Below are 12676 nucleotides of genomic sequence, written 5' to 3'. Positions count from 1 at the left end.
ATGGTCATCCACGACTCACTGATCGACCTGGTCGGGGGCACCCCGCTCGTCCGGCTGCACCGGCTCACCGCCGGTCTCGCGGCCACGGTGCTCGTCAAGCCCGAGTACCTCAACCCCGGCGGCTCGGTGAAGGACCGGGCCGCCGCCGCGATGGTGCTCGCCGCCGAGCGCGACGGCGTGCTCGCCCCCGGCGGCACCATCGTCGAGGCCTCCTCGGGCAACACCGGGATCGGGCTCGCGCAGGCCGCGGCGGTCCGCGGGCACCGCATCGTCGTCGTCCTGCCCGACACGGTGGCCGTGGAGAAGCTGGACATCCTGCGCGCCTACGGCGCCGAGGTCGTGACGACCTCCGCGAGCCTGCCCCGCGAACACCCCGAGCACGTCAACCGGCTGGCGCAGCGGATCGCGGCGGAGACCCCCGGGGGCTGGTTCGCCGACCAGTACGACAACCCCGCGAACCCGGCGGTCCACCACGCGACGACGGGCCCCGAGATCTGGGCCGCGACCGAGGGCCGGGTGACGCACCTCGTCGCCGGGATCGGCACCGGCGGCACGATCTCGGGCACCGGGCGGTACCTCAAGGAGGTGGGCCGGGTCGAGGTCGTCGGCGCGGACCCGGCGACCTCGGTCTACCACGGGGGCGACGGCAGCCCGTTCTTCGTCGAGGCCTCCGGGCACTACCGGCACACCGACACCGTCGACGACACCTGGCCGCTGTCCTACCACCAGGACGTCGTCGACCGGATCGAGGCGGTCCCCGACCGCGAGTCGGTGCTGACCACCCGCCGGCTCGCCCGCGAGGAGGGGCTGCTGGTCGGCGCCTCGTCCGGGCTGGTCGTGGCGGCGGCGCTGCGGGTCGCGCGGGGGCTCGGGCCCGAGCACACCGTGGTCGCCGTCCTCCCCGACTCCGGGCGCGCCTACCTGTCCAAGTACCACTCCGTGGACTGGCTGCGCCGCTTCGGGTTCCTCGACGACGACCGCCCCGGGCTGCTCGCCGACGCCGCCGCGCCGGTGCACACCGTCACCACCCGCACGCCGCTCGGCGAGGCCGCCGCACTGGCCGCGGGCCCGGCACACGACCAGCCCGTGATCCCCGTCGTCCTGCCCGGCCGCAGCCCCGACTTCGCCACCGCCGCCTCCGAGGTCCTCGGGGTCCTCGACCCGGCGGTGCTCGCCGCCGAGGCCGCCCGCAGGGACCCGGCGACGCCGGTGGGCGGGCTCGCGGGCCCGCCGCCGGTCACCGTGGGCACCGGCGAGACCGCGAACGAGGCCCTCGTCCGCCTCGACGCCGCCGGTGCCGCGTACGCCGTGCTGCTGCGCGACGGCCGGCTCGCCGGGCTGCTGACCCGCACCGGCCTCGCCGCCCGGGCCGGAGTGGCCTAGGACACCCGATGGCGCCGCCGCGAACCGAGCAGCGGCAACGGGATACGGCGCCTCCGCCGGTTCGGCAGCCTGCCCTCCACGGCGTCGTCGACCAGGGCCCTGACGGTCTCGGCGGCGTCGGTGCGGTTGGCGCCGATCCCCCCGGTGGAGCCGCGCTTGATCCAGCCGACGACGTAGCTGCCGGGCATGCCCTCGACGCGGCCCTCGTGGTTCGGGACCGTACCCGTGGCGTCGTCGAACGGCAGGCCGGCCAGCGGCCGCCCGCGGTGCCCGACGGCCCGGACGACCATCCCGGCCGGGATCTCCACCTCGCCGTGGGGGCCGGTCACCCGCACCGCCTCGACCCGGCCGGAGCCGGTGATCGCGGTGGGCGACGTGTGGAACCGCAGGACCAGCCGGCGCCGGCCGTCGGGCCCCGGCACCGACCAGTCGACGACCTCGCGGCGCGCCGTCTGCAGCAGCGCGGCGTGCTCGCCCGGCGCCGCCTCGTCGATCGCCTTCCCGGTGCGCGGGTCGGCGTCGTCGACCACGACCTCCACGCCCTCCCGGTGGAGCAGCGCCACCAGTTCGGGCCGCGTGTACGCGGCGGTGTCCGGGCCGCGCCGGGCCAGCAGGACGACCTCGCGCACACCGGACCCGCGCAGCAGGTCCAGGGCCGCACCCGCGATCGTGGTGTCCTCCAGGTCGGCCGGGTCGGCCGTGAGGATCCGGGCGACGTCGAGCGCGACGTTCCCGGTGCCGACGACGACCACCCGCCCCGACGACAGGTCGACCGCGCCGGGCGCGATCTCGGGATGGCCGTTGTACCAACCGACGACCGTGGTGGCCGGCAGGCTGCCGGGCAGGTCCTCCCCCGGGACGCCGAGCGAGCGTGACTCCGCGGCACCGACGGCGTAGATCACCGCGTCGTGCTCGGCGGCGAGCTGCGCCGGCGTGACGTCCCGGCCCACCTCCACCCCGAGCCGCATCCGCAGCCGGTGGTGGCGGTGGTGGCGGGCGAACGACTCGCCGATCCGTTTGGTCGACGGGTGGTCGGGCGCCACGCCGAACCGCACCAGCCCGCCCGCGACGGCGAGCCGGTCGAACAGCGTGACCCGGGCGTTCGTGTGCAGGAGCAGGTCCTGCACCGCGTACATCCCCGCCGGCCCGGTGCCGACCACCGCCACGTCGAGCGCCGGGAAGCCGGCCGGGACGGCGTGGTCGAAGGACGGCGGGCCCCAGCGGTGGAACACCGGGGTCCGCTCCGCCTCGTCGACCGCCGACGTCGGCCGGTCCGCGTAGAACTCGGCGTTGACCTCCGCGTACCCCTCGAGCGGGCCGCTCAGCAGGTCGACCGGGTGGATGGCCTCGACCGGGCACGCGTCGGCACACGCGCCGCAGTCGATGCACGACCGCGGGTCGATGTAGAGCATGTCCGTGGTGCCGAAGTCCGGCTCGTCCGGTGTCGGGTGGATGCAGTTGACCGGGCACGCCGCGACGCACGACGCGTCGGTGCAGCAGGTCTGGGTGATCGCGTACGGCATCGCGGGGCCTGTCGTCCGTGTCCTGTCGGCTGTCCTGTCGTCCCGGTCCGCTCAGAGCAGGTTCGCGCGGCGGTAGATCGCCCGCGCGGCCGGCGTGAGCAGCCCGGCCGAGCCGAGGAACTCCATCAGCCCGGCGCAGCTCGAGCGCAGCAGCGCCTTGTGGTGCTCGTTGGCCCGGGCCTCGCGCACGGCCCGCCTGCGGTCCAGCCCGGCCGCCTCGTAGACGTCGTCGCTGACCATGCTGGTCACGATGTGGTACGCCGCCCCGGCGATCACGACGGCGTCGGCCTGGCGGCGCAGGGCGCCCGCGCCCCGCATCCGCTCACGGACCTCGTCCCGGGCGAACTTCATGTGCCGGGACTCCTCGACCACGTGGATGTTGTTGATCGTGCGGACGAAGGGGACCACCCGCTCGTCGCGCATCCAGTCCCGCTGCATGACGTCGAGGACCTCCTCCGCGACCAGGATCGCCGCGTAGGCCGCCTCGCCGCCGGCGAGCGCCGCGAACGCGCGGCCGAGCTCGACGACCGACCGCTTCGGCCGGTACGGCCGCGCGCCCAGCTTGGCCACCCCGCGGGCGAACATGATCGAGTGGCGGCACTCGTCCGCGATCTCGGTGAGCGCCCACTGGAAGGCCGGGTCGGTCGGGTCCTTGGCGTAGAAGTCCCGCAGCACCATCTGCTGCAGGATCATCTCGAACCAGATGCCGGTGCTCGCGACGGACGCCGACTCCTGGCGGGTCAGCTCGCGCTGCTGCTCCGGGGTCAGCTCGTCCCAGTAGGCCGTGCCGTAGAGGGTGCTCCACTCCGGGCTCGCGCCGTGGAAGGCCGTGTCCAGCGGCGTCTCCCAGTCGACCTCCTGCACGGGGTCGAAGGACAGCATCTCCGACGAGCGCAGCAGGCGCCGCGTGACGTCGCCGAGGTCGCCCTCGACGGCCGTGTCGGCGCCCCGGTCGGCGCTGGTCAGCGGGCGGTCAAGGGCAATGGTGTCGTCCATGGTCGCTCCTTCGCGGATCGACGACTACTGGCGTTACCGGCGGTAACGTTACCGGCGGTAACACATCCTCGCAACCGGAGGCCGTCCCCCGTCGGCGTGACGCCGGCGCCGTCCAGAGCGCTCGAGGCCTCCCGACGACGCCGGCGCGGCATCGGACCGGAGCGGGGTCAGACCCCGAGGGAGCGGGCCAGGATCTCGTGGACGTCGGTGTTCGCGTGGCGGCCGTCGAAGGCCTCGGAGCCGGGGCCCTCGGCGCTCACCGGCACCGGCACGTCCGTGTGCTCCTCGGTCGACCACTTCATGACGAACTGCTGCGTGCTGCCGGGGACCGGGAACGGTCCGTCGGGAGCCGGGGTGCCGGCCGGGGCCGGCCCGGTCGCGGGCGCCTCGACCGTCAGCCCGCCGCAGTCGTGGTCGCCGGTGACCACGAGCATCGTGTCGGGGTGGTCGGCGACGTAGGCCCGGGCGACGTCGACGGCCGACTCCAGCTGCTGCATCGCCTGCAGGACCCTCGGTCCGTTGTTGTCGTGGGCGAACTCGTCGACCGCCTCCTCCTCGACGAACAGGAAGAAGCCCTTGTCGCCGCCGGTGCCGGTCAGGGTGTCGAGCGCCTTGCGGGTCATGGTCGCCAGGTCGACGACCGGGGCGTAGACGTCGCCCTGGCCCTCCGGCCCCTGCTGGAACATCTCCTCGTTCGCGAAGAGCCCCAGCAGCTTCGGGCCGTCGGCCGCGGCGAGCTGGGCGGGCGTCGAGGCGTAGGCGTAGCCCTGCTGCTTCGCCTCGGCGACGAGGTCGCCCCTGGTGCCCCGGCTCGCCTCCTCGGGGTCCTCGGCGGGGGTGTCGGGGAAGGCACCCGGCGTGCCCTTCGGCAGCCACCAGTCCTCGCCGCCGCCCAGGATCACGTCCGGCTTGCTCTGCTCGAGGTACTGACGCGCGATGTCGTCCTGGTTCTTGCGGTCGGCGGTCTGCGCGAAGAACGCGGCCGGGCTCGCGTCCGTGACCTGCGCGGTGGTGACGAGGCCGGTGGCCTTGCCCGCCTGCTTGGCCTGCTGCCCGAGGGTCGGCAGCGGCCTCTTGTCGAGATCGACGGAGATGGCCCCGTTGGAGGTCTTCTGCCCCGTCGCCCACGCGGTCGCCGCCGCCGCCGAGTCGGTGACCAGGGACTTCGGGTCGCGCGAGTCGGTGGTCAGCGTCCCGCCGACGGGCATCTCGTCCATCCCGAGCTGCCCGTCGAGGCCGACCTGGGCGAGCCGCCCGGCCTCCCGGTGGGCGGCGGACATGCCGTCGCCGTTGACGAAGATGACGTTCTTCGCGCCCGGCTCCGCCGCTCCGGCCTGGGCCTGGGTGGAGCAGCCCGCCGCCGCGGCGACGGCCAGCACGGTGCCCGTCACCGCCAGTGCGGCCGTGGTGGGGAGGCGCCTCGATCGAGTGATCACGGACGACGACGATTGCGCGGTGACCTGACCGCCCGGTGAACCCCGGCCGCACCTCAGGAGAATCGTCCCGATCACCCGAGATCGACTGCGGCTGTCGGGGTCCTCGTCTTCCTCGCCGTCCTCGCCGTCCTCGGCGGGGCGTCCGGGGCTCCGGTCGAGGACTGCGCGCCACGACCGCGTTCGGATTCGCGCGCCGCGCGTCAACATCGTGTCAGGAACCGGCCCCGTGGCCGCGCGCCGCAGCAGGCTCGCGGCATGCTGCAGAGTCGCAGGCACCGTGCCGCTCCTCCCTCCGGCCCGCCCGGGTGCGCCGGCGGGCTGCTCCTCGGCGTGCCGGCCGCCGTGGGGGCGCAGGTGGTCGCCTGGGCCTGCGACCCGGCCGACGTCGGCGTTGGCGTCGGCGTCGGCGGGCTGGTGCTCGCCGCCCTCGCCGCGGGCCTCGTCGCGACCGCGACGTCCACGGCCGGCGCCGCCGTGGCGGGCGCCGTCGGCTGGGCGGTCTACGACGGCTTCTCCGCGCACCGGCTCGGCGAGCTGCAGACCGGCCCCGCCGACCTGCGCGCCCTCGTGGTCGTGGTCGGCGCCGCGCTGGTGTTCCGCGGGCTCGCCGCGGTCCTGCGGGCGTACCGGACCGGCGCCCGGCCCGGCGGGGTCCTCACAGTGCTCGGACACGTCGCGCACAGCCCGCTCCTCGGCCCGGACCGCAGTGTTCTCCCCGGCGCCGGACCCGGCGCCCGAGACGCTCCCCCGAAGGAGGATCCGTGCACACGCTGCCCCAGCTCGTCGAGTACCTCAACACCCACGGCGCCCCGGCACAGCTCGTCGACCAGGTGAGGAGCCTGCAGGTCCGGCACGCCCTGACCCCCGAGGCCTTCCAGGACCTCTGCAGCCGGCTCGGCTGGCGGCCGCGCGGGGTGCGCGTGTCCGACGCCGTCGCCTGGGTGCGGCAGGGCGTCCGCGGCTGACGGCGCCGCTGCGGCGGGGGCGGCGGGGCTGCGTCGCGCCCGCACGCCCCGCCTCTCCTCGCCCTGCCGCGGCCCCTTGCCCGCCGGGACGTCCGCCTCCACCCTCGACGTGTGCCCGACTACCGACACGACCTGCTCTTCGGCTGCTTCGTGACGCCGGTCGCGGACCCGCCCGGCCAGGCCGTGGACCTGGCGGTGGCGGCCGACCGCGCCGGCCTGGACCTGGTCGCCTTCCAGGACCATCCGTACCTGCCGCAGTTCCTCGACACCTGGACGCTGATGTCCGTCGTCGCCGCCCGGACCGAGCGCATCCGGCTCACCGGCGACGTGCTCAACCTCCCGCTCCGCCCGCCCGCCGTCCTCGCCCGCAGCGCCGCGAGCCTCGACCGGCTGAGCGGCGGCCGCCTCGAGCTCGGCCTCGGCGCGGGCAGCTTCTGGGACGCCATCGAGGCGATGGGCGGCCCCCGGCTCGCTCCGGGCCAGGCCGTGCAGGCCCTCGAGGAGGCGATCGCGATCCTGCGCGGCATCTGGGCCGCCGACGAGCGCGGCGGCGTCCGGGTCGACGGCGAGTTCCACCGCGTCGCCGGGGCCAAGCGGGGCCCGGCGCCCGCCCACGACATCGGCATCTGGATCGGCGCCTACGGCCCCCGGATGCTCCGGCTCGTCGGCCGCCTCGCCGACGGCTGGCTCCCGACACTCTCCTACCTGCCGGAAGGCCCCGCCTCCCGCACCGCGATGACCGCCCTGATCGACGAGGGCGCCGCGACGGCCGGACGCGATCCGGCCGCGGTCCGGCGGCTGCTCAACGTCGAGGGCCGGTTCGCGCAGACCGGTGGCGGCCTGCTCGTCGGGCCGCCCGAGCAGTGGGCGCAGGAGCTCGCCGACCTCGCCCTCGCCGAGGGTGTCTCCGGCTTCCTCCTCCAGTCCGACGACCGGGCCACCCTGGAGCGCTACGCCCACGAGGTCGCCCCGCGCACACGGGAGCTGGTCGAGGCGGAGCGGCGCGGGTAGCGCTCCGCTCCGTCCCGACTCCGTCCCGACCCCGGTCAGAACGGCGATGGCTCGTCCAGGTCGGTCGCGGGGGGGTCGGGGTTCCTCGGGTGGGGTCGGGGGTCGCCAGACGGGTACCGGGCGAGGGCGCCCTGGTCGTCGAGAACCTGTCCGCGTGGCCCGTCGGCCGGCGAGCACCAGGCCACCGAATCGCGATCGCGGCGCGTTCGGCGGAGCCCCTCGCCTGTCGTCGGTGGGGCAGCGCAGGGTCGGACGCTCGCTCGCGCCAGCGGTTCCCGCTCCCGTACTGCCGGTTCACGGGACTGCCGGTGCGGCCCCGGCACTCCCGGTGCAGGCGATCGAGCGGCGCCCGGACCCCCCTTCTGGGCGCCGCCCGCTCGTGATGACCCTCGTCCCGACCGTGCCGTGTGTTAGCTCGGTGACGGTCGGTAGCCAGGCACGTCGGGGTCGGCAGCAGTGCGTGAGCGCCGTCAGCGGGCCGGGGTGATTCGGCCCGTGACCTCGCCGAACCCGATACGGGAACCGTCCGGCCCCGGGGCGGTGGCCGAGAGGGTGACCTCGTCGCCGTCGAGCAGGAAGGTCCGTTCCTCACCCTTGACCACGACCGGCTCCCGCCCGCCCCAGGTCAGCTCGATGAACGCGCCGCGCTGACGGCGCCCCGGCCCCGAGATCGTGCCCGACGCGAACAGGTCCCCGGTCCGGGCCGACGCCCCGTTCACGGTCATGTGCGCCAGCATCTGCGCCGGCGACCAGTACATCTCCCGGTACGGGGGCCGGGACACCTCCTCGCCGTTCCACTCCACGACGAACTCGACGTCCAGGCCCCAGTCCTCGCCGCCGCGCAGGTACTCCAGCGGCTGCGGGTCCTGTCCCGGCAGCGGCACCCGTGCCGCCTCCAGCGCGGCGAGCGGCACCACCCACGGCGAGACCGAGGTGGCGAAGCTCTTGCCCAGGTGCGGGCCCAGCGGCACGTACTCCCAGGCCTGGATGTCGCGGGCCGACCAGTCGTTGACCAGCACCGCCCCGAACACGTGCCGCGCGAACTCGTCCACCCCGACCCGGCCGCCGAGCTCCGACCCGACGCCGACGACGAACCCCAGCTCCGCCTCGATGTCCAGCCGCCGCGACGGGCCGAACGAGGGCGCGGCCTCGTCGGGTGCCTTGCGCTGCCCGCACGGCCGCACGATCTCGGTCCCGGACACGACCACGGTGCCCGCCCGGCCGTGGTACCCGACCGGCAGGTGCTTCCAGTTCGGCATCAGCGGCTCGGCGTCGGGCCGGAACAACCGCCCGAGGTTCGACGCGTGGTGCTCGGAGGCGTAGAAGTCCACGTAGTCGGCGACCTCGAACGGCAGGTGCAGCGTCACGTCCCGGACCGGACGGACGGCAGGACCGGGCACGTCCCTCGCGACGAGCGCGGTGATCCGCTCGCGGACCTGCGCCCACCGCTCCGGCCCCTGCGTCAGGAACGGGTTCAGCGACGGGGCGGCGAAGACCTCGTCCTCGAGCAGCACCGCGAGGTCGATCACGCTGTCACCCAGCCGCACCCCGACCCGGCGGCGGCCGCCGGCGACGGAGAAGACCCCGTAGGGCAGGTTCTCCGGCCCGAACGGCGAGCCCGCCGGGACCTCGACGACACTCACGAACGCACTCCTTCCGGGAGGGGCGCGGCCAGCACGCCGAGATCGACCAGCTCGTCGCGTGGCTCGGTGATGCTGCAGGTGCCGAACGACGTGAACAGGGCCCGCACCTCCGGGCCCACGGATCGGACCCGGTCGGCGACGACGGCCCCGTCGCGCTCGGCGAGCAGTGCGCGGGCGTCCGCCTCGGTCCCGCCGCGGACCAGGGCGTCCGTGGCGAGCAGGAGGTTGAGGAAGCCGTGCTGCTCGAACCCGGTCCGCGGGTCGGTGTTGCGCACGGCGTGGTGCAGCCCGGCGGTGGCCTTGAAGGGCACTCGCGCCCCGACGACCGCGGCGACCGCGGCGGCCAGCTCGGCCTCGTCCGGGTGGAGGTCGGCCCGGACGCCTCCGGTGCGGAACTTGGCCCGGTAGCGACCGGGGAGCGCCTCGAGCACCGCGCCGCGCCGCCGGTCACGGGGCACCTCGACGTACACGTCGAGGTCGCCGGACCGCTCCGGGCCCGCGGCGAGCAGGTCCAGGAACTGCGCGGGCGCCATGGCCTCCGGTACCGCGACCTCGACCGAGCGCAGCTCCACGGGGAGCCGCGCGCACCCCGCCAGCACCGCGGGCAGGCCCGCCGGCCCGCCCGGCAGGGTGACCGAGAGCGGCAGCCGTTCGCCCGGCGCGAGCAGCGCACCCAGCTGCGGCAGCGCGGCGGCCCCCAGCACCAGCGGCCCGACGAGCCCCGCGTACCAGGTGTCCTGCCGCTCCCGGTGGGCCCGCACCGCGTCGGGCAACGGGGCCAGACCCGGCGGGAAGACCGCGGCGTCGTCGCACAGACCCGCGACGAGCGCGGGGACCCGAGCGGTCATGACGCCGGCCCGCGGCCCGCCCAGGTCCACGCGTAGGCGTCGTCCTCGGCCGCGATGCCGCCCTCGCCCAGCTCCATCGGCCGGAACGTGTCCACCATGACCGCCAGCTCGTCGAAGAACTCGACGCCCAGCGACCGCTCGACCGCACCCGGCTGCGGGCCGTGGGAGTGCCCGCCGGGGTGCAGGCTGATCGAGCCCTGCCCGATGCCGGATCCCTTGCGGGCCTCGTAGTTCCCGCCGCAGTAGAACATGATCTCGTCCGAGTCCACGTTGGAGTGGTAGTACGGCACCGGGATCGACAGCGGGTGGTAGTCCACCTTGCGCGGCACGAAGTTGCAGATCACGAAGTTGGTGCCCTCGAACACCTGGTGGACGGGCGGCGGCTGGTGCAGCCGCCCGGTGATCGGCTCGAAGTCCGCGATGTTGAACGTGTACGGGTACAGGCAGCCGTCCCAGCCGACCACGTCGAACGGGTGCGTCGGGCACACGTAGCGGGTGCCGGTGATCCCGCTGCCAGATGATCGAGCAGAGCCGCGGTGCTTGACCAGCACCTCCACCTCGGTGCCCTCGACCACGAACGGCTCGGCCGGCCCGTGCAGGTCGCGCTCGCAGTACGGCGCGTGCTCGAGCAGCTGCCCGAAGCGCGACAGGTACCGCTTCGGCGGCGCGATGTGCGAGTTCGCCTCGATCGCGTAGAGCCGCAACGGGTCCGAGCCCGTCGGGATCCATCGGTGCGTGGTCGCGCGCGGGATCAGCACGTAGTCGCCCTGCACCGCCTGCAGCACGCCGAACACCGTCTCGACCGTCGCGCTGCCGGACTCGACGTACACGCACTCGTCGCCCACCGCGTTGCGGTACAGCGGCGACGTCTCCCCCGCCACCACGTACGAGATCCGCACGTCCGCGTTGCCCAGCACCAGCCGCCGGCCCGTCACCGGGTCCACGGCCTTCCAGTCGTCGCCGGTCAGCCGGTGCAGCGCAAGGTGTCGCGGGATCAGCGGCCGGTTCTCGGTGAGCGTCTGGTCCGGCAGCTCCCACGGCGTGGCGTCGACGATCGCCGACGGCACCCCGAGGTGGTAGAGCAGCGAGGAGTCCGACGAGAAGCCCTCCTCCCCCATCAGCTCCTCGTAGTGCAGGCCGCCGTCCGCGGTCCGGTGCTGGGTGTGCCGCTTGGGCGGGACGTCACCGACTCGCCTGTAGAACGCCATCGTGGCTCTCCTCCCGGGTCACGGGGTGTGCGGCGGCGCGGTGCAGCGCGCCGGTGATCTCTGCGGCGGTCGGGTCGGCCAGGACGGCGGCGACGTGGGCGTCCGGACGGACGACCCACACCTCGTCGGGCCGCGCCTCGAGCGTCGCGGTGAGGGTGCCCTCGAGGTCGATCTCGGGCAGGGCGAGGACCCGGACCGGACCGTGCGCCGCCGTGGCGGCCCGCGTGGCCGCCGCGTGGTCGACCCGGGCGCCGGTCAGGAGCAGGAACCCGTCCCGGGCCAGCGCGCGGGCCCGGCCGCCGGCAGCGCTCCCGGCGACGACGACCGGGGCGTCGGGCAGCAGCACCCCCGGCCCGGCCGGGGGGACCTGCCCGCGCGGCGGCCGCCCGCCGAACGGGCGCCGCGGGTCCGCGGTCGTCAGCGGGGAGTCGACGTACCAGAACGGCTCGGACAACCGGCCCGAGTCGACCCGGGCGCGGGCGTCGGCGTCGGTCGCCGCGCGGCTCAGGACCTCGGCGCGGTGCCGCGCGCGGTCCTCGTCCGGCGGGACCAGGAAGTCCATGGTCGCCGTGGTGACCGCGAGGTTCTCCACGGCCGCGGCGTGCCGCTCGGCGTGGTAGCTCTCCAGGAGCTCGTCGGGGGCCCAGCCGTGCCCGACGTAGGCGATCTTCCAGGCCGCGTTCTCGGCGTCGCCGACCCCGGAGTTCAGGCCCCGCGCGCCGAACGGCGACACGAGGTGCGCCGCGTCGCCGGCCACGAGGACCCGGCCGCAGCGCATCCGGTCGACCACGCGGGAGTGGAAGCGGTACACCGACTTCCAGACGAGCTCGTAGTCCCGGTCGCCGACGATCTGCCGGATCCGGGCGTCCAACCCACCTGAGGCGACCTCGTCGTCCAGGTCGTAGCCGGCCGGGACCTGCCAGTCGATGCGGAAGGTCGAGTCCGGGCACGGGTGGATCAGCACCTGTCGGCCCGGGTTCCACTCCGGGTCGAAGTAGAACCGCCGCTCGCTCGCCCGGCCGGGCAGGTCCGCACGGATGTCGCAGATGAGGAAGCGGTCGTCGAAGGAGCGCCCGTCGAAGCGCACCCCGAGCAGCCGGCGCAGCTCGTCGCTCCGGGCCCCGGCACAGACGACGAGGTAGGAGCCGTGCAGCTCCCGGCCGTCGTCGAGGCGGACGCGGACCCCCGAGTCGTCCTGCTCGACGTGCACGACGCGGTGCCCCCAGCGCAGGTCCACCAGGGGTTCCGCGGCGATGCACTCGTCGAGGATCTCCTCGGTGCGGGTCTGGGAGATGTTGACGAACGGCGGGAACGCCGGGCGGCCGGGCTCGGCGAGCTCCGTCGCGAACAGCTCCCGGTCGCGGTGGAAGGTGCGCGCGGTGGTCCAGGTGACGCCCTCCGCGGCGATCCGCCGGCCGGCGCCGACCGCCTCCCAGACGTCGAGCACGTCACGCTGCTGACAGATGGCCTTCGACCCGACCCGGTCCCGCTCGGGGCGCTGGTCGAGCACGACCGTCGGCACGCCCCAGCGGGCCAGCAGCAGGGCGGTGGTCTGTCCGACCGGGCCGGCGCCCAGGACGAGCACCGGCGCGGCGGGCCAGGCGCCCGCCGACCGGTCCCTGCTCCGCGGGCGAGGTGCGGTGGTCATGCGGTACTCCCGTCG

The 12676-nt window shown here is 75.0% G+C and carries 11 protein-coding genes; 4 read left to right on the top strand and 7 right to left on the bottom strand.

Going from position 1 to position 12676, the window contains the following annotated elements:
* A complete protein-coding gene (locus LWC35_RS12105) occupies positions 1 to 1383 on the top strand; it encodes a PLP-dependent cysteine synthase family protein (RefSeq protein WP_232870168.1) in 1383 nt (460 codons plus the stop codon).
* Here LWC35_RS12105 and LWC35_RS12100 read toward each other — a convergent pair.
* The 3 genes from LWC35_RS12100 to LWC35_RS12090 form a co-directional block, all read right to left on the bottom strand.
* A complete protein-coding gene (locus tag LWC35_RS12100) occupies positions 1380 to 2906 on the bottom strand; it encodes an FAD-dependent oxidoreductase (protein ID WP_232870167.1) in 1527 nt (508 codons plus the stop codon). The two genes, LWC35_RS12105 and LWC35_RS12100, sit on opposite strands and share 4 nt — an antisense overlap.
* 51 nt (positions 2907 to 2957) lie before the next feature.
* On the bottom strand, positions 2958 to 3902 hold the full coding sequence (locus LWC35_RS12095; protein WP_372463036.1) for an AurF N-oxygenase family protein: 945 nt from the start codon (positions 3900 to 3902) through the stop codon (positions 2958 to 2960).
* A 167-nt stretch (positions 3903 to 4069) separates the two neighbouring features.
* Positions 4070 to 5338, bottom strand: a complete 1269-nt coding sequence (locus LWC35_RS12090) for an alkaline phosphatase (protein WP_232870166.1) — start codon at positions 5336 to 5338, stop codon at positions 4070 to 4072.
* Between the two features lie 255 nt (positions 5339 to 5593).
* Between LWC35_RS12090 and LWC35_RS12085 the strand changes: the two genes are divergently transcribed.
* The 3 genes from LWC35_RS12085 (at position 5594) to LWC35_RS12080 (ending at position 7314) form a co-directional block, all read left to right on the top strand.
* Complete coding sequence (locus tag LWC35_RS12085) at positions 5594 to 6172, top strand: hypothetical protein (protein WP_232870165.1); 579 nt, start codon at positions 5594 to 5596, stop codon at positions 6170 to 6172.
* Positions 6169 to 6303 carry a hypothetical protein gene (locus LWC35_RS39150; protein WP_269803996.1) on the top strand — a complete coding sequence of 45 codons (135 nt, stop codon included), beginning with the start codon at positions 6169 to 6171 and terminating at the stop codon, positions 6301 to 6303. Before LWC35_RS12085 ends, LWC35_RS39150 begins: the two co-directional genes overlap by 4 nt.
* A 111-nt stretch (positions 6304 to 6414) precedes the next feature.
* Positions 6415 to 7314, top strand: a complete 900-nt coding sequence (locus tag LWC35_RS12080) for an LLM class flavin-dependent oxidoreductase (RefSeq protein ID WP_232870164.1) — start codon at positions 6415 to 6417, stop codon at positions 7312 to 7314.
* A gap of 470 nt (positions 7315 to 7784) precedes the next feature.
* Here the strand turns inward: LWC35_RS12080 and fahA are convergent, their stop codons facing one another.
* The 4 genes from fahA to LWC35_RS12060 are packed head-to-tail and all read right to left on the bottom strand — an operon-like array spanning position 7785 to position 12661.
* Positions 7785 to 8957 carry a fumarylacetoacetase gene (fahA, locus tag LWC35_RS12075; RefSeq protein ID WP_232870163.1) on the bottom strand — a complete coding sequence of 391 codons (1173 nt, stop codon included), beginning with the start codon at positions 8955 to 8957 and terminating at the stop codon, positions 7785 to 7787.
* The gene (locus tag LWC35_RS12070) at positions 8954 to 9805 is read right to left on the bottom strand and encodes a hypothetical protein (RefSeq protein ID WP_232870162.1); all 852 of its coding nucleotides are present in this window, start codon (positions 9803 to 9805) and stop codon (positions 8954 to 8956) included. Before LWC35_RS12070 ends, fahA begins: the two co-directional genes overlap by 4 nt.
* Positions 9802 to 11013: a homogentisate 1,2-dioxygenase gene (locus tag LWC35_RS12065; RefSeq protein WP_232870161.1), complete on the bottom strand. Its 1212-nt coding sequence runs from the start codon at positions 11011 to 11013 to the stop codon at positions 9802 to 9804. The genes LWC35_RS12070 and LWC35_RS12065 overlap by 4 nt, the downstream gene beginning before the upstream one ends.
* Entirely contained in the window at positions 10988 to 12661 is a 1674-nt protein-coding gene (locus LWC35_RS12060; RefSeq protein ID WP_232870160.1) for an FAD-dependent monooxygenase, read from the bottom strand. The genes LWC35_RS12065 and LWC35_RS12060 overlap by 26 nt, the downstream gene beginning before the upstream one ends.
* Between the last annotated feature and the right edge of the window lie 15 nt (positions 12662 to 12676).

The sequence above is a fragment of the Pseudonocardia kujensis genome, from assembly GCF_021283305.1.
Classification (GTDB): Bacteria; Actinomycetota; Actinomycetes; order Mycobacteriales; family Pseudonocardiaceae; genus Pseudonocardia; species Pseudonocardia kujensis.
The sequence above is the reverse complement of the archived record's forward strand: the minus strand, read 5'-3'. Positions and strand labels throughout refer to the sequence as shown.

Coding starts and splice junctions, on each gene's coding strand:
- LWC35_RS12105 (WP_232870168.1), top strand. CDS start 1: ATGGTCATCCACGACTCACTGATCGACCTGGTCGGGGGCACCCCGCTC.
- LWC35_RS12065 (WP_232870161.1), bottom strand. CDS start 11,013: ATGGCGTTCTACAGGCGAGTCGGTGACGTCCCGCCCAAGCGGCACACC.
- LWC35_RS12060 (WP_232870160.1), bottom strand. CDS start 12,661: ATGACCACCGCACCTCGCCCGCGGAGCAGGGACCGGTCGGCGGGCGCC.
- LWC35_RS12095 (WP_372463036.1), bottom strand. CDS start 3,902: ATGGACGACACCATTGCCCTTGACCGCCCGCTGACCAGCGCCGACCGG.
- LWC35_RS12070 (WP_232870162.1), bottom strand. CDS start 9,805: ATGACCGCTCGGGTCCCCGCGCTCGTCGCGGGTCTGTGCGACGACGCC.
- LWC35_RS12085 (WP_232870165.1), top strand. CDS start 5,594: ATGCTGCAGAGTCGCAGGCACCGTGCCGCTCCTCCCTCCGGCCCGCCC.
- LWC35_RS12100 (WP_232870167.1), bottom strand. CDS start 2,906: ATGCCGTACGCGATCACCCAGACCTGCTGCACCGACGCGTCGTGCGTC.